The 16267-nt window shown below is 54.6% G+C and carries 15 protein-coding genes; 10 read left to right on the top strand and 5 right to left on the bottom strand.

Features of this window, described 5'->3' with window-relative positions:
* Positions 1-13 precede the first annotated feature (13 nt).
* On the bottom strand, positions 14-883 hold the full coding sequence (locus tag OLTU_RS20885; protein ID WP_141734689.1) for an STAS domain-containing protein: 870 nt from the start codon (positions 881-883) through the stop codon (positions 14-16).
* 369 nt (positions 884-1252) lie between these two features.
* Here OLTU_RS20885 and OLTU_RS20880 point away from each other — a divergent pair, with 369 nt between their 5' ends.
* The 6 genes from OLTU_RS20880 (at position 1253) to OLTU_RS20855 (ending at position 9056) form a co-directional block, all read left to right on the top strand.
* The gene (locus OLTU_RS20880) at positions 1253-1693 is read left to right on the top strand and encodes a PA2169 family four-helix-bundle protein (RefSeq protein ID WP_141734688.1); all 441 of its coding nucleotides are present in this window, start codon (positions 1253-1255) and stop codon (positions 1691-1693) included.
* A gap of 19 nt (positions 1694-1712) precedes the next feature.
* Positions 1713-2270 carry a pyridoxamine 5'-phosphate oxidase family protein gene (locus OLTU_RS20875; protein ID WP_141734687.1) on the top strand — a complete coding sequence of 186 codons (558 nt, stop codon included), beginning with the start codon at positions 1713-1715 and terminating at the stop codon, positions 2268-2270.
* 339 nt (positions 2271-2609) lie between these two features.
* On the top strand, positions 2610-5312 hold the full coding sequence (locus OLTU_RS20870) for a TonB-dependent receptor plug domain-containing protein (RefSeq protein WP_141734686.1): 2703 nt from the start codon (positions 2610-2612) through the stop codon (positions 5310-5312).
* 100 nt (positions 5313-5412) lie between these two features.
* A complete protein-coding gene (locus tag OLTU_RS20865) occupies positions 5413-5757 on the top strand; it encodes a hypothetical protein (protein ID WP_141734685.1) in 345 nt (114 codons plus the stop codon).
* The gene (locus tag OLTU_RS20860; RefSeq protein WP_176736816.1) at positions 5754-6698 is read left to right on the top strand and encodes a DUF4862 family protein; all 945 of its coding nucleotides are present in this window, start codon (positions 5754-5756) and stop codon (positions 6696-6698) included. Before OLTU_RS20865 ends, OLTU_RS20860 begins: the two co-directional genes overlap by 4 nt.
* Positions 6699-6851: 153 nt before the next feature.
* The gene (locus OLTU_RS20855; protein ID WP_141734683.1) at positions 6852-9056 is read left to right on the top strand and encodes a cation:proton antiporter domain-containing protein; all 2205 of its coding nucleotides are present in this window, start codon (positions 6852-6854) and stop codon (positions 9054-9056) included.
* On the opposite strand, the gene OLTU_RS20850 is transcribed toward OLTU_RS20855, so the two are convergent.
* Complete coding sequence (locus OLTU_RS20850; protein WP_218110169.1) at positions 9036-10259, bottom strand: hypothetical protein; 1224 nt, start codon at positions 10257-10259, stop codon at positions 9036-9038. The genes OLTU_RS20855 and OLTU_RS20850 overlap by 21 nt on opposite strands.
* Before the next feature lie 251 nt (positions 10260-10510).
* Between OLTU_RS20850 and OLTU_RS20845 the strand changes: the two genes are divergently transcribed.
* Both OLTU_RS20845 and recA read left to right on the top strand, forming a co-directional pair.
* Positions 10511-11221, top strand: coding sequence for an EI24 domain-containing protein (locus OLTU_RS20845; RefSeq protein ID WP_141734681.1), 711 nt, complete (start codon positions 10511-10513; stop codon positions 11219-11221).
* A gap of 1 nt (position 11222) precedes the next feature.
* The gene (gene recA, locus OLTU_RS20840) at positions 11223-12344 is read left to right on the top strand and encodes a recombinase RecA (RefSeq protein ID WP_141734680.1); all 1122 of its coding nucleotides are present in this window, start codon (positions 11223-11225) and stop codon (positions 12342-12344) included.
* A 59-nt stretch (positions 12345-12403) separates the two neighbouring features.
* Here recA and OLTU_RS20835 read toward each other — a convergent pair whose 3' ends face one another.
* On the bottom strand, positions 12404-13399 hold the full coding sequence (locus OLTU_RS20835) for a hypothetical protein (RefSeq protein WP_218110168.1): 996 nt from the start codon (positions 13397-13399) through the stop codon (positions 12404-12406).
* A 209-nt stretch (positions 13400-13608) separates the two neighbouring features.
* On the opposite strand from OLTU_RS20835, the gene OLTU_RS20830 reads away from it, so the two are divergent.
* Complete coding sequence (locus OLTU_RS20830; RefSeq protein ID WP_141734678.1) at positions 13609-14016, top strand: hypothetical protein; 408 nt, start codon at positions 13609-13611, stop codon at positions 14014-14016.
* Positions 14017-14260: 244 nt separating this feature from the next.
* Positions 14261-15160 (top strand): hypothetical protein, encoded by a 900-nt coding sequence (locus OLTU_RS20825; RefSeq protein ID WP_141734677.1) that lies wholly within the window; start codon positions 14261-14263, stop codon positions 15158-15160.
* Between the two features lie 3 nt (positions 15161-15163).
* Here the strand turns inward: OLTU_RS20825 and OLTU_RS20820 are convergent, their stop codons facing one another.
* Both OLTU_RS20820 and OLTU_RS20815 read right to left on the bottom strand, forming a co-directional pair.
* On the bottom strand, positions 15164-15838 hold the full coding sequence (locus OLTU_RS20820; RefSeq protein ID WP_141734676.1) for a hypothetical protein: 675 nt from the start codon (positions 15836-15838) through the stop codon (positions 15164-15166).
* An 8-nt stretch (positions 15839-15846) separates the two neighbouring features.
* Positions 15847-16209 carry a PilZ domain-containing protein gene (locus OLTU_RS20815; protein WP_141734675.1) on the bottom strand — a complete coding sequence of 121 codons (363 nt, stop codon included), beginning with the start codon at positions 16207-16209 and terminating at the stop codon, positions 15847-15849.
* Between the last annotated feature and the right edge of the window lie 58 nt (positions 16210-16267).

Below are 16267 nucleotides of genomic sequence, written 5' to 3'. Positions count from 1 at the left end.
CGGCAGGTCCTCTCTACATTCGTCCTGACTGCGCTACGATGTTCATACCGACCCGCTGCATGGCAAGCCTGAACGCATCAGCCAAAGTCGCTTTTGTCGAAATGCCTCCCAGGTCAATGGCGAGGTGTACGATGGTTTGAGCGATCTGGGGTCTGATTCCACTGATGATGCAGTCCGCACCCATCAAACGGGCCGCTGCCACAGTTTTCATCAGGTGCTGCGCCACCACGGTGTCAACTGTTGGTACTCCCGTGATATCGATAATTGCAATTTTCGATCCGGTTTCCACAATCATCTGGAGCAGGGACTCCATCACGGTCTGCGAGCGTGCACTATCCAGGGTGCCGATGACAGGTAAGGCCAGAATTCCGTCCCAGAGTTTGACCACCGGGGTGGAGAGCTCCATCATCTCCTGCTGCTGACGGTTGATCACCTCCTCGCGGCCCTTTTGGAAAACTTCCATCGCGGTCAGACCCAGGGAGTCGATGATTTCGTTTGCAGTCCATATGGCCTGATAGAGGCTGTCGCTATTTTTTCCAAGAGCCTGACCGATGCGAGAGAACAGCGGTTTTTTTAGCAGGAATATGAAGCTGGCCGTCGCACTTGGCGAGAAACCCTGGATGGCCCGCTCCCGGACGAAGCTGCTGAGGAAGTTCCGCAAATCCCCCCATTCCGGACTTTGCAGACCAGGCGCGGAGGCACTTCGAAGTCCTTGAAGGAAGTACTGGAGAAAATTCCTGCACAGCTCACGCAGCTCGGCTTCACGGACCAAACCCATGCGGGTATGAGGGAAGCGTTCATTGTCCTGCTGCCCTTGAATCCATTCGGTAAGGATTTCTGTTTGGTATTGCTGGACAATGTCACCGAGTGGATTCTGCTGCATATTGATTCACCTTTCACACGTAATAAAGTTCAAAGATACATGGGTAATGATGGGGGGTGTGATGGCATCCCATCGTGCCCAAAGGCTTACATGAATTTCCTGCAAAAGCAAAGTGGCGATGGGATTGCGGGAAATGTCATTCGATGACATGCATCCTATTTCATACAGTAAGCAGCTCGACCTTAGGATTCGTGCTGATTCGGGCGCAAGAGAGTTCCCTGTGTTGACTTGAGACTGTCCTGAAATTCCTTCAGTGCTTTGGCTTCATCCCTGTACCTTTAACGAATTGGGCTCGTTCTTTGCAATAAAAAACTCCGTGCATTTCTGGAGGCAGAAATGTTTCACAATGACGTGAGTTGGAGGTGAATCATGCAAAACGAACAACCGGTCGAACAACTGAATCGTTTGCTGCGCGGGGAACTTTCCGCCATCGAAACGTACGAGCAGGCTTTGCAGCGCGTGAAGGACGCTTCCGCCACCGATACCTTGCGACGTCTTGCGGAAGACCATCGTTCGGCCGCGGATATCCTGCGCCAGCAGGTGGCACTGTGTGGTGGGACACCGGACCATGATTCCGGCGCCTGGGGTGTGTGGGCGCGTACTGTGGAAGGCACGGCGACCTTGCTCGGGGATTCGGTCGCGTTGAAAGCGCTCAAGGAAGGCGAAGAGCATGGTCTGAAAGAGTATCAGGATGTGGCTTCGGATGACGCCATTCCGTATACCGCGCGCAACCTGATCACCCAGGATCTCCTGACCCGTCAGCGGCAGCATATTGGTGTTTTGGAACGCGTGATGACCACGCTTTCTTAAATCTGTGGAAGGGTGAAGCATGGATAGTAAAGTCAAGGAAGCCAGGGCCCAGGCCTGGGAGCATCTGCAAAAAATGATCAAGGATGTGGAAATTGCGATGCTGACGACCGTGTCGGGCGAAGATTTTCTGCGCAGTCGCCCTATGATGACCCAGCAGACGGACGATAGCGGAGTCCTTTGGTTCTTCACCAACGATCATCATGCGAAGGCGCAGGAATTGGCGGAAGATCCACGGGTGAACGTGAGCTATAGCAACACCGCGTCCCAGCAATTTGTTTCAGTCAGTGGGCTTGGTGAAGTTGTTCACGATGACGAGAAAAAACGTAGACTGTGGAAACCCATCTATAAGTCCTGGTTTCCCGATGGCGTGGATGACCCACACCTGGCTCTGCTCAAGGTTTACATAGAAAAAGCAGAGTACTGGGATGCCCCCGGGAGCCGTTGGGTGGAACTGGCTGGTTTTGCTAAAGCCTTGCTGACCGGCAAGCCCTACGAAACCTCTCGGGATGAGCACGACAAGCTCGACTTGATGAAAAACCCGCCGCCTGGAACAGGTGCGGAATCGCCTGCAACATGAATCCCCGCGCGGCCTCCTGAGTCGAGGAGGCCCGACACTGTTTTCAAGCGCCTTCCCCGGTTTACCTTGCCATACATGTGATTGAATAAAAAAAACGTGGACGTTCCTATAATAATCTGGCTTTATTCTCTAATCATTGCCCCCGTGCCCGTAAAATATGCCATTTGAGGATATTCTGGCGTTAGGTTGCATGGGCTGTCCGGTTTTAATTCGATGTAAAACCCAGGTTCCAGGAGGGGAGGGCTGCACGACTTATCGCGGATCGGAAGACTCGTCAAAAGAATCTTGTTCACTGAGGGTGTATTTCAGTTCAAATATTTGCAGGAGACTCGGCCGTTTATGAAACATCGCATAGTGCCCATGGCAATAGTTCTCTTGGAACTCGGCGCGACGCAAGCCAAAGCGCAGACGACACCGGAAACAACCACGGAAACGAAACCCACGCAGGAAACCGCAACGAAGAAAACGGAGCGGATTGAAGTCACGGGTTCGCGTATCCGCCGGATTGATGTCGAAACCAGCGCTCCTGTGCAGGTGATCGATAAGAAGGAGATTGAGCAGAGTGGTGTGACCAGTCTGGGTGACGTTTTCCGCAAGTCGGCCTCGTCCAGTCCGACAGGTAACTTCTCGGGTGCGAGTAACTTCGTGGTCCAAGGTGCGGCGAGCATCGACCTTCTCGGTCTCGGCGGCAACCGAACACTCGTTCTTTTGAACGGCAAGCGCCTTCCCACTGTCGGTGGTCTGGATTCCGTCAACATCGATAACATTCCGATTGGTATTATCGACCGTGTTGAAATTCTGTCCGGTGGCGCTTCGGCTGTTTACGGCGCGGATGCTGTCGGTGGTGTGGTGAACATCATTACCAAGAAAGAACTGATTGGTAGTGAGATTTCGTTGTTCAAAACCTTTACGCAGCACAAAGGTGGCGACGAGCTGGAATTTACCGCCGCGCAAGGCATTCCTTTGGGGGATAGCGGCAGCCTGATTCTTTCGGCCGGCTATCGGGCCCGTTCGCCTATTGATAAACGTGATCGGGATTTGAACTATTCCTTTCCGGAACGCTCGCGGTCGATCTCCTCGTCGCCGGCGGGAACCTGGTCGTATCAGGCCAATGATACCAACTTCGACCCCATCGGCAATTGGACCCCAAGCCCGAATTGTCCGGCGGAAAATGCAGCCCCCATCGATCCGAATGCCCCGGATGATCTCTATTGTACGGGTGAGCGGGATACCGTTGCTACCGAATTGTACCCAAAGAAGCGTGATTGGTACGCCGCGTTGTCGGGAACTTATACCTTGCCCTCCGACTGGTCCATCTCCGGATTGCTGACTTATTCCCGGAGTGTGAGTGAATCTGACGATGGTCAGTTCCTGCCCTATGGTGTGGATCCTATCACGGGTCAGCCTCCGTTCTTCTCCCGAGCCAGAGCCCTGGAACTGGGCATTATCGATCCTTCCGTGCAGGGCAATTTTTTCCAGGTTTATGCGCGGATGCCGGAATTTCCTGATCGGACCTATGTCAACACTTACGATACCCTGGCAGCAGGTGTTTATTTGGACGGTAACCTGGGTGATTGGAAATCCTCAGCTGGCCTGTCCTTTGCGTCCAGCGATTCGAAGCGTGAAGGCAAGAAGATCTTCAATCAGGATGAGATGTCGGGCCTCCTCTTTAATGAGGGTAACGATCCAATCTATACACCGCTTGATCCAAACCGTGACTTCAGCCTGATCGAAAACACGATGACCGACCTGACGAGCGAGCTCAACAACCGGAGCAGCAGCTTTGATGTCTTCTTCAGCAAGGACATGTGGGAACTGCCAGGCGGACAATTCAGTCTGGGTTTTGGCGGTTCCGTGGCCGCGGAATCCTTTAAGCTGACGCCGGATGACAAGGATACTCAGTTCTCCGCCACGGGCGATCCTCTCTATACAGGAACATTTGCGGATCGTGGTGACGGTTCACGCTCGATCACTTCGGTTTATTCCGAATTCCTGGCTCCTGTTGTGAAAGACGTGAACATCGAGGGCGCTCTGCGTTTCGATCACTACAGTGATTTTGATAGTACATTGAACTTTGGTCTCGGGTTTAAAGCCTCTCTCTTGCCTTTCCTTGGTGTTCGTGGACGGGCCGCGAGCAGCTTCACAGCTCCGACTCTCAGCTCCTTGCACCAGGTCGGTGGTGGCGGCTATCTGTCGGTAACGGACCAGCACTGGTGCGATGTCCAGATCGCCAAGGGCAACCCCTGTCCCAGCAACATTCACCAGATCTATGTGGATGCGCCTGGTAACAAGGAACTGGAACCCGAAGTCGGTATGAACTACATCGGCGGTATCATTCTGGATCCGCTTCCTGGTTTCAACATCGTGTCCGACTACTACTGGATCAACCTGAAGGATACATTCTCCAGTGACGAACTGCAGGAGATTGTGGATGCCTGGTATCAGCAGAGCGGCGGTGCGGCTGGAGCCGGAACCATTCTCGACAACCCCGTGGAAACGGATGCCGACGGTGTCGTGACCAAAGTCGGTCTGCCCACGAAAAACCTGGGTCGTACCGAAGTTCGTGCGGTTGATACCAAGGCCAGCTATACCTTGACTCTCGGCGGGGCGCGGACTTCGCTCGACGTTCAGTACTTCCGCATGCTGTCCTATAAGGTCAAGGAAGCTGAAGATGCACCGATGCGTCAGCAGGTTGGCTTCTTCGGCGTTCCCGGCTGGCGCTGGAACAACAAGTTGACTCTGGCTCTCTCCGATCAGGATTTCACCATGCAGTCGCGTACCATTGCCCCTATGCATCAGGATCCTCAATCGGCGAATGCCTTCACTCTGAATAGCAAAGCTGGTGTGTACACCGAATACGACTTTGTCTATGGTGTGGATCTGCCCTGGAATGGAACGCTGCAACTGGGTGTGAATAACATCTTTGATACGATCGGCGGTAAAGTGGACCTCAACGCCACAGGTTCCGAAGGCGTAGCGAGTTCCTACATTTACTCGGTTGTCGGTCGCGCTTACTTCGCACGTGTGACACAGAGATTCTAAACTTCTTTCCATGCGATAGAACCATAAGGACTCTCATGAGGGAGTCCTTTTTGCGTCTTGGGCATCAATGAACTTGCCCGTCTTTACAAGGAGAAGATTCATGCGTTTTGTATCCGGTTCTCTGGTTCTTATGCTTCTGACCCTGTCCTGTTCCAGCCAACCCAAGGAGGAAGTCGCCCACGCCACGTTCCGGGAAACCCCCGCGCCGGCGGCGGCCGCTTCGGAAGTGGCGCAAAACAAGGCTCAGGACTGTGCGGACAACAGCTTTTGTACGCGTGAATATCTCCCGACAACGTGTGAGTTTGGTGGTGAAAGCTTTGAGGGCAGCAATCCGTGCGAAGCGAAAAAACTCGTGCGACGTTTCGCCTGCGAAAAGGGTTTGAAATTTGCCGATGCTGAAGTGAAATGCCAGAAGGTGGATCGGACGAAAGGAAACGACAAATGAATCCGAGGGAGCGGCTCTGGTGGGTGGGAGCCTATGCGCTGACGGCGACGCTGCCGTCGTTTTCGGAGCAGGATGCCGCCGGTTTTTATGCGGACGTGCGCCGACTGCCCTCGCTGGGTGGGCTGGAACTGCCCGTGCATCGACTCGAAAAGGCTGATGATCCGTGGCGGCATCTTCATTGTCTGCCGCGGGATATCGATTACATCCTCACGCCGCTTCCTTACGTGATGCAAAGTCTCGCATTGCAGCCGCTCTTTGGTCTCGCGTCGCCTGATGCGGAGGGACGGGTGGCGGCTTTGCAGTTGGTTGAGGATATCAGAATCCGGATTCGTCGTTTGGAGGATCACTGTGGACGCGCGGCGGTGCGTGCGGTGGAGCTGCACAGTGCGCCGACGGGAAAGGCGAAGGACGCCGCGTTGCGACAATCGCTTGAGGAGATTTTGCAGAAGGACTGGGGAACGGTGGAACTTTGGGTGGAACACTGCGATGCGTTCCGGCCGGGACAAACTCCAGCGAAGGGTTTTCTCGATATCGAGGCGGAACTCGCCATCCTTCGTGATTTATCCCTGGGCATGACGATCAACTGGGGACGCTCCGTTTTGGAAACAAGGCGACCGGAAGGAGCACTTGAACATCTGCAAAAGGCGCGAGAGGCAGGCGTGCTGCGCGGCCTTTTTTTCTCGGCGGTGACGGTCCATGATCCTGTTTATGGAACCTGGCTCGATAATCATGCGCCCCTCCAGGGAGTCGGGCAGGGGAGCTGGCAGCCGCAGAACTCCCTGCTCACCGGGGATCAGGTGCAGGCGGCTCTTCAGCTGATCCATGACGCACCGTACCGGGGACTCAAAATTCAACCCGCGCCGTCCACGCTGCCACTGGCGGAACGCCTCGCGTGTGTGCGTCAGCATCTGGAATTTCTCTCAGGTCCAGGAATGCCGTAACATATAGGGGATGGTGGACCTGGGCAGCGACATCGAGGGGGCTGATTCCCTTCGAAGAAGCCAGAAAGAGACATAAAAAAATATATACGATGTCGTCTTCTCTTGTTAGAGTTGCCGCCCGGCCTTGTTTTGGCAACTGTTCAGGAGAACTCTATGCATCTGGCTCCCCTGATTCAAGACCTTGCTGTTATTCTCGGGGTGGCGGCACTTGTCACATTTTTTTTCCGTCTGATCAAGCAACCGGTCGTGCTCGGTTACATTGTGGCCGGCATTATCGTCGGACCTTATACTCCGCCTGTTTTTTCCGTGGTCGATACCGAAAGCGTCAAGGTCTGGGCGGAACTCGGCGTCATCCTCCTCATGTTCTCCCTCGGTTTGGAATTCAGCTTCCGTCGTCTGGCCAAGGTCGGGATTTCGGCAGGTCTCACTGCGATCATTCAGATCGTGACCATGATCATGCTCGGTATTCTTACCGCCAGACTCCTGGACTGGTCGTCGATGGATGGCATCTTTTTAGGCTGTATGATCTCGGTCTCGTCCACCACCATTATCATCAAGGCTCTGGATGAACTGGGCCTTAAGACCAAACGTTTTGCGGAACTCGTCTTTGGCATCCTGATCGTTGAGGATCTGGCGGCCATCATCATGCTCGTCGCACTGGCGAATATTGCGAGCAAAGCCAGCCTGGGCGGCATGGATCTTTTGAGTGCGGGCGGCAAGCTGGCTCTGGTCGTGGGCTCTTGGCTGGTGATAGGCATGTTTGTGGTCCCCCGCCTGATCCGGGCCGTGGGCCGCCGCGGCAACAACGAAATGATGATCGTCTTCTCGCTCGGGCTTTGCCTCGCGCTCGTCTCGCTGTCGGCCTATTTCCATTATTCCGTGGCTCTCGGCGCCTTCATCATGGGGTCAATTCTGGCGGAAACGCGCGAGGCGCATCGCATCGAGGAGCTGGTGGGACCGCTCAAGGATATGTTCGGTGCGGTGTTTTTTGTCTCAGTCGGTATGCTGCTCGATCCTGAAATTATTTTCAGCAGCTGGCCCAGCATCCTTCTGCTCTGCCTTGTGATTATTGTCGGCAAGATGGGGTCGGTGGCCTTCGGGAGCCTGTTCACCGGGCAGACTTTGGGCACGGCGGTGAACAGCGGTCTCAGCATGGCCCAGATCGGCGAATTTTCCTTTATCATTGCCACGCTTGGCATGAACTATAAAGCCATTCGTCCGGATCTTTATCCCATCATCGTGGCCGCTTCGCTGATCACGACCTTTACCACGCCTTATTTCATCAGGTTCGCGCCCCGGTTGACGGAGACTTTGAAAAGCCGTCTTTCGCCCCGGGCCATGTCCCGCCTGGATCGTTATGGATCGTTCATTCAAAGGCGCTCCTCCAGCGGGACGTTCAGCAAGGATTTCTATGTGCGCGCCATGCGCTGGGTGGCGTGCATGGTGATCGTGCTCACCATCTTTATTATAGGGGGCGCGCGGATTTATCCGTGGCTGGCGGAGCATGTGGAACGAAGGGATGTCGCGCAGGCGATGGCCTGGCTTCTGAGTTTTGCGCTCTCGGCTCCCTTTATTTGGGCCATGCTCACGGCATTCCGGGCCCCTTATCAGCTGGCTGTTTTGATCAGCCGCATCGCAACGGTCGTGGTGCTCGTTCTTTTCAGTCTGGAATTCTTCTCGGTCTGGTTCCTTTTGGTCCTGGCGGCTGCCGTGGCCGGCGTGCTCTTCTTCCTCTTCCGACGTCGCTTTGAAATGTACTACCACTGGTTCGAGGAAAAATTTATCGCGGGCATGGATCAGGCGGAGGATCCGAATGTGTCCCATTCGCATTTGGTGCCCTGGGACGCTCACCTTGCGGAAATTACCGTTGAACCGCATTCCTCGATCGTCGGCCACACGCTGATCGAGCTCAGTCTGCGCGAGCGTTTTGGGATGAATGTGGTGGTGATTCAACGGGGCGACAAGGACATCGTCGCGCCCAAACCCACCGAGCGCATTTATCCTGGGGATGTGATCCTGTGCTTTGGCACCGATGAGGAATTGGAACGCTTTGATGCGGAATTGATCCGGCATCCGGAAGTCAACGAAGGCGATGAGGAACCGTCCTATTCCATGCGGCCCTTCGAGGTGCAGCCCAACTCCCGCGTGCTGCATCGTTCCATTCGCGATTCCGGCATTCGGGAGCAATTCGATTGCATGGTGGTGGGCATTGAACGCCAGGGCGAACGCCTGCGCAGTCCCAAGTCCGACCTGGTTCTGGAAGAAAAGGATCTTCTGTGGGTGGTCGGCAATGTCAAGCAGCTCAATCGTTTGCAGGAACATTTTCAATCGGCGGATTCAAGGCGCGCTAGCGTTTGAAGGCTGGCGAACCGGTGGCCAGGGCGTGGGAAAGGACGTGGGATCGAAAAGGAATGTGTCCCCGATCTGAACCTTTCTTTGTCCGGTGCGAATAAAAAGAATGGCCCCTTCATGGATGGGAAATCCGCGCGGTGATTTTAAACCCAGACCGCTCCCGTAAAATGCGACCACATGACCTTTGATCAGGCGCTCGCCGTCATCCAGATAAAGCCGATCATTCATCTCCAAACCCCAGGCCCGCCCGCGATCGAGATAAGCCCAGGCCCCGTAAATTTTGGCGACCTGCGGCCCATCGTCAGGCTTGATACTTTGCGCTTCCTTTTGCAGAAGCTGAATCAGGGCATTGGGCAGCTGCAATTTCTCCTGCGAGATATCAATGGTGGTGCGGACGCGCAGTTTGGAATCGATGGAGGAACCGAGCACGGCCTCGCTCCAGCGGGCTTCCGCTTGAAACTCAGGACCTTTGGGCTGCATGCCCCAGTCCATGACCAGCTCGCGAGTGGCGCGCAGAGGAGGCTCCTGAAGTGTCCACACCCGCCGCAGAAAATCGGCTTCGCGTTCACCCACCAGAGGCAGAACGATGAAGGAAGGGGCCAGGGCATGTGCGGTCAGCATATTCAAACAAAGATGCGAACCCTTGCGCCCATCATGACTGCCGCGGAGCAGGCCGAGCCTTAATTTAAAGGGATTTTCGCGAGCCGCGGATCGGGGTGTGCCGGCCTCTTTCAATAAATTTTGCAGAGCCTCCTGCCAGCGGGCCGTCGGCACCTCAGGGGCTGGACCAGGTTTGAGCCATTGTTCCCAGGGACCACGGGGCACCAGAATTTGCTGTGCGGCGAGCAATTGGCCCTCATGGGTGCTGATCAGTTCCACTGCAAAGAGCAGACTGTCCCCCACCGGACAGATGATGGGCTGCAGATGATGAGGTGTGGTCAGACCGGCTCGACTGGCTCCCACCATCATGCCATGAGCGAGGCGCTGCTCGTTCAGCGAGAGTCCCACACTGGCCTGCTGAGCCACCTGATCCAGGGGACGGGCATTTTGTATCCACGTGTCCTGGAGCGCGCGATGCATGCGCTGCATCTGTTCGCGATGACGGAGTGTGAATTCGGCATCGAGACCGATGAGCTGCCACGGCATCAGCGCCGCGGAGCGCCATCCAGCAGGGGAATCAGCCGCCGCTGCGTGAGTGTTTGCCATCATAATGAGCAGCGCAAGGCATGGGCACCACACCTTTGCGAGAAAGTGCAAAATTTCTCTTGGAAGTCGGGTGCAAAACCGTTTAAAAGGGTGTGAGGCCATATCATTGTATGGTTGTTGTGATGGATCTTCAGCCACGGAAGCTCGCATGGGATGTCTCTTCAGTTTTCCCGTAAGAATGCTTAGACTGTGTATCGGCTTCCGGTTTCCGTTGCTGAAGATGCCGCTCTTTGCGGCAGGAAAGTACGTTTCGCATGATGAATCCTATCCGCGAGTTGGCTCGCGGCAGTCGTCTTTATTGGTTGGGAGTCAAATGGCTGCGCCAACATCCGATTTGGTTCCTTCTTTTGTTTCTCCCAACTCTGGTAGGATTGGGACTGATGGTGGGCGCGCTCCTGTTTTTTTGGGAATACCAAACCGCCATTATGCGAACTTTGCTGTTCGAACCAGGTGAAGGGTGGCTCTGGGTCCTGCTTTATTACATCAGCAAGGGCCTGCTCTTTCTGGCAGCTTTGGGACTGTCGCTTTTGTTTGGTCTGCTGGCAACCAATGTGGTGGCGGCGCCGCTTTATGAGCAGCTGTCCTGCACGGTGGAAAAGGAAAAGCGTGGCTACGTGGAGGAAATCTCCTTCTGGCGCTCGCTGAAATATATTCCGGAGGAGCTTAAGAAGGTCCTGCTCATCATGATACTGTCCATTCTGATCTTCATGGTGCCGGGTCTGAATCTTCTGGGGATTTTTATCACGGCCAGTCTGGTAGGTTGGGATTACTATGATTATCCCATGGCAAGGCGAGGCTGGAGTTTGCGACAAAGAGTGCAGGAAGCTCGACAGGATTATTTTGCCATTTTAGGCTTTGGCCTGTGGCTGGTGATACCCTTCGTACATTTTATTTTGATGCCCATGGCTGTGGCAGGGGGAACCCTCATGGCTCTGGAGCGGATCGACACTATCGAGAGGAGATAACATGGGTTTTGAAAATTCCGCCGAACGCACCAAGGCTATCGACACTGCGCTCAGCGCCATTGAGAAGCAATTCGGTAAAGGCGCTATCATGCGCTTGGGGCAGGCGGAGCAGGAAGCCAGTCGTATTGAAGCGATTTCGACCGGCTCCTTGTCACTGGATGCGGCTCTCGGAGTGGGCGGTTTACCTAAGGGACGTGTGATCGAGATCTTTGGACCAGAATCCAGCGGGAAAACCACGCTGACTCTGCATATTGCGGCTGAAGTGCAAAAAGCCGGCGGCGTGGCAGCCTTCGTGGATGCCGAGCATGCCCTCGATACGTCCTATGCGAAAAAAATCGGTGTGAACCTGGATGAACTTCTGGTTTCGCAGCCCGATACCGGTGAGCAGGCTCTGGAAATCGTCGACATGCTGGTTCGCAGTGAAGCGGTGAACCTCGTGATCATCGACTCCGTCGCAGCCTTGACCCCGAAAGCGGAAATTGAAGGGGAAATGGGCGATATGCATGTGGGTCTTCAGGCCCGTCTGATGTCGCAGGCTCTCCGGAAATTGACCGGTTCCGTCTCCCGTTCGAACTGTACGGTCATCTTCATCAACCAGATCCGTATGAAGATCGGTGTGATGTTCGGCAGCCCGGAAACCACCACCGGTGGTAACGCGCTGAAGTTCTATTCATCGGTTCGTCTGGATATCCGTCGTCTGGCGTCCATCAAACAGGGCGAGGAAGTGATCGGAAACCGGGTGCGCGTGAAAGTGGTGAAGAACAAGGTCGCCGCGCCCTTCAAGGAAGCCGAATTCGATGTGCTCTTTGGCACTGGAATTTCGCATATTGGTGATTTGATCGATTTGGGTGCGACGCACGAGATTATTTCCAAGACCGGTGCCTGGTTCTCTTACAAGGATCAGCGTCTGGGCCAGGGCCGTGAAAAAGCCAAGGAATTCCTGGAAAACAATCCTGAGCTGAAAAATCAGATCGAATATGAAGTGAAAAAGAAGCTCAATTTCCCCAATCTGCAGGAACCGAAAAAAGAGCCGGAAGTGGGCAAGGCTGATGCCAAAGGCGCCCGCAAGGGTAAGGCCGATGACAGCAAGCCGGAAGCCAAAGTTGCCGGCGCCAAGGATTGAGTTTGAGCTTACTGTGCTTTCGAGCGGCTCCTCGGTAAGAGGGGTCGCTCTTATTTATTTCACTCAGCGGGTTTTTCGTCGTTGCGGTAAGCGCGTCCTGGAACCAGATCCGCACTGGATTCGAGCACGAGCTTGCCAAAGGCGAAACTCTCCTGATTCAAAAGATCCGCAACCGAGCGCGGGACATAGTGAACGACCACTTCATAGTCCCCAGGTGGCAGGGTGGTGCCTTTGATCACAGAGACCTTCTTCGCTCCGACGGGGATCGGAGCCTGGAAGTTGACGCCCACACCACGCAGCTCGGCGTAATGGATGGGGCGCATTTGCCCGCAGATTTCATCGACAGTGACGGTCAGAAGACTGTCCGCTGTCACCTTGAAAGGGAAGGTGAATTTCTGGGCTTTCAGGAACAGACGGAGATTTGGAAGCGTAGGATCCGGTTTCGCATTTTCACCTTCCGGTTGCTGGCAGCTCTGCGGAGCTGCGAATGAGAAGGGGTTGGTGTCGACCACAAAGCTGGCTGTGTTGCCATAAGCATAGCGCTTGTCCTGCAAGGTTGCAGGCGTGTCCGAGGTCTCCTCCACTTCGCTCGGCGGCAACGTCGAGATCGTGGTACTGAAATGATAGCGAACACCGTCCAGGAAGATGTCGAGGGCAACCTCAACCTGGTTGTCCTTGGGAATTTTGATCGCCCATTGCCAGCCGGTGGCAGGATCCAGAGCAAAAGGCGCAGCATCATAAGGGACATCGTTTTGCGTGAAGACCCAGTTTTCGAGCGTGGGCAGGGTTTCCACCAGAACAGGTTGATCGTTCTCTTCGAGACGACACCAGACTTCGCCGTTGCTTTCGACGACTTCATAGCGACAGGTCAGATAGGCTCCACCAATCGGCACTGGCTCGAGGGCCTGCTGAGCGGCTTCGGCATCTTCGCTGTCGATCTGATCTTGAGGTCTGAGGTCCTTGACCTGGGCTGATTCGCCTGGGTTATCGAACTTCGGCTCGTCCTTACAGCTGAACCAGCCTAAGGAAATAAAGCATATCCCCAAGATTCTCATGGTGAGTCGCATAATTCTTTCCTTTTGTGGCAGGACCTCTTTCTCTATCGGATGAGCTTTGTCAAAACCTAAAAGGAACCAAATACTGCAATTATTCCCGTTGAAAGCTGCGCATTTTGTATTCTTACTGGGCTTTTCAGACGCTCTTGATCCAAAAGTCCGAACAGGCGAGACTTTCGACACGTAAGAATTTGAAAGAAGGACAGGACATGGCCCAAACACTCTGCTATCTGCCGGGAGAAAAGATTTCGGATCCAGCGCTCTGGACCACACTGCGCGGCTGGCAAAAAAGCCAAAATCTCAGCGCGGACAAGGTTCGCTGGACACCTGATTTTCTGCGTGCTGATAGCATTGATCGCGAGGAGCTGGCAGGAGCCCTGGCTCTCTTACGGAGTGGACAGATTCAAAAGGTGGTTTACTTCGAACCAAGGGATCGGGCGGCGAAGGATCTCGATTGGCTGGCTTTCGCCTGCAGCTGCATTCAGCTCGGCATCGCGGTCGAGGATGCGGCAGGCCTGCCTCTTTTGACACCGGAAAAAGCGACGGTCCTCCAGGAACTGTTTATGAAGGCTTCGAAGAAACCCGCGGCCCCAGCACGTCGTTCCACTCGTGTTTAATGTAGCCGTTTTGGCTGTATGATCCAGCATTCGGTCACCTCAGCATAAAATATTCCAACAGTAAATACCTCATTCCGATAGGCCTGCAAACTCTGCTTGCAGGCTTGTAACCATTGATGCACGTAAAACAATTCAGTCAAAGTTCGTAAGTCAAAAACTTTAGCTTTCCGAAATTGTCTTGGCCAGCCGACCAATTATTCTTATAAACAATTAATAACCCTAAAAAAACAAAGGGAAAAAGAAGATGCTTGCACGAATCACTTCAACGGCTTTCGCTGGACTTGTCCTGACGGCTTCGGTGGCCAAGGCTGACTTTTTGCCGGAGAACGACCTCTGGATGGAAGATGGCCTGCTCCGCGCTTCTGGCATCACGCAGGATGAATTCAACAAGGTTATCGACGAAGCAGAAGCGACGTATGCGCAGGTTTTCCAGGGCTTCGGCGCCAAATTGAAAGTCAACCGCCTGTGGAGCGACTCCACCGTCAATGCCAGCGCCATGCAAATTGGCACAACCTGGCAAGTGAACATGTATGGTGGTCTGGCTCGTCGTCCTGAAGTGACTCGTGATGGTTTCGCCCTGGTTCTGTGTCACGAGATCGGCCACCACGTCGGCGGTTATCCCTTCAGTTCGTCCTGGGCTGCCAACGAAGGTCAGTCGGACTACTATGCAACGCTCGCCTGCGGTCGTCTCCTCTGGAGCGGTCAGGACGAAGAAAACGCTCGCTTTGCCGATGACCTCGATGCGATTCCCAAGGCGATGTGTGACAAAGCCTGGGACACCGATGCCGATCGCAACCTCTGCTATCGTATGATGGCCGGCGGCAAATCCCTGGCTGACCTTCTGTCGGCTCTGGGTGGAACCAAGGCTTCGTGGTCGACTCCCGACAAGTCTGTCGTAAAATCGACCTATAACGCTCACCCGGCTGGTCAGTGTCGTCTGGATACCTACGCAGCCGGTGCGCTTTGCGGCAAGGATTGGGATGTGAAAGTGATTCCTGCAAAGGATCTTGGCAGCAAGCGTAACAGCAAGGAAGGCGAGATGGACGCTGTGCAGTATAGCTGCAACGTATCCGAAGGCCTGACGCTCGGCACCCGTCCGACCTGCTGGTTCAAGCCTCAGCTGCCCGCCAGCACTTTTGAATGATACTCAGGGTCGGCTGCTTGCAGTCGACCTTTCCGGATTTTGCGCAAGAGGGGGGAAGATTCGGGTTCCCCCTGTCAAACGCTCAAAACGCAGGGGTTTCCTGCTCATCTGCGTGGTCCACGCATAGGTATACCAGGCCGCCAGCTCCACCGGCTGCGTCGTACGCAAAGCCTCCGCACAGCTAAAAATCTTCTTCCGTCCCTGCTCTCTGAGTTCCAGCGTAATTTCGATAAAATGCAGACTTGCGGTGTCCTTGGGATCCTGTTCCTTGCTGCCAAGGAAAAGACAGGCTCGCATACGGCCTTCCACGGTCCGCTCCGTATTCTGACAACGGAGCAGCGCATCCTGCTCGCGTTGCGGCATGTGCCGGCGCAACTCCGTCCAGCGCTTATCGGTGGGGTCCTGATGGAATCCGTCGAGTTGGACTGAGGCCAAGGCTTCCGCTGGTTTTTCGCACCAGACCTGCCAGGCGGCGGAGCCCTGCAAAGCCTGGTTGATCATACGACGCCTGGCTTCCAGATCCGAGGAACTCCGGGTGGTGCGTTCCACCGGCCCGATCACGGGAATATCCTCATCATGCCGGAGTGTGAAGTAAATGGAACCCACACTGAGGACAAAAAGGGTCGCCGGCAACCAAAACTGGGACAGGTTTGAGAAACGGTTCGGAGGAACAGCCATGATGTTTCCTAGCCTTCAAACGGGCGTTTCAGATTCCCGAATTTGTTGAGCAAAAGGCGCTGTTCCGTCATGATTCTTTGCAGCGGGACACCTTCTGAAAATTGGAGGACGACCGCATCCGCATCGATGCGCAGGACTTTGCCGGTAACCTGAGCGCAGCCCTTATCCTGAAAAATTATGGTCGCATCGAAATCCGCGTCGGTATCCAGAACAAAAGTCGAACGTTTGGCGTCGAAGGAGAATTTCACACCCTTCTCGCTCAAATTGATCACAGGGAATTTGCCGTCGCCGATGGCAATGTGCGGCCTGGCTTCCTTGGGATATTCCAGGCGAAAGTAATTGCGGCTCGGCTTTTCCGTTTTTTCGGTCATTTCACACCCGTATGCCCAGGATATATTAAAATTGTGACGTAGTTTGGCGGGGCCGTCA

The organism is Oligoflexus tunisiensis (assembly GCF_001748245.1).
In the GTDB taxonomy this organism is placed as follows: Bacteria; Bdellovibrionota_B; Oligoflexia; order Oligoflexales; family Oligoflexaceae; genus Oligoflexus; species Oligoflexus tunisiensis.
Note: the sequence above shows the minus strand (reverse complement) of the source record. Positions and strands in the feature narration are given on the sequence as shown.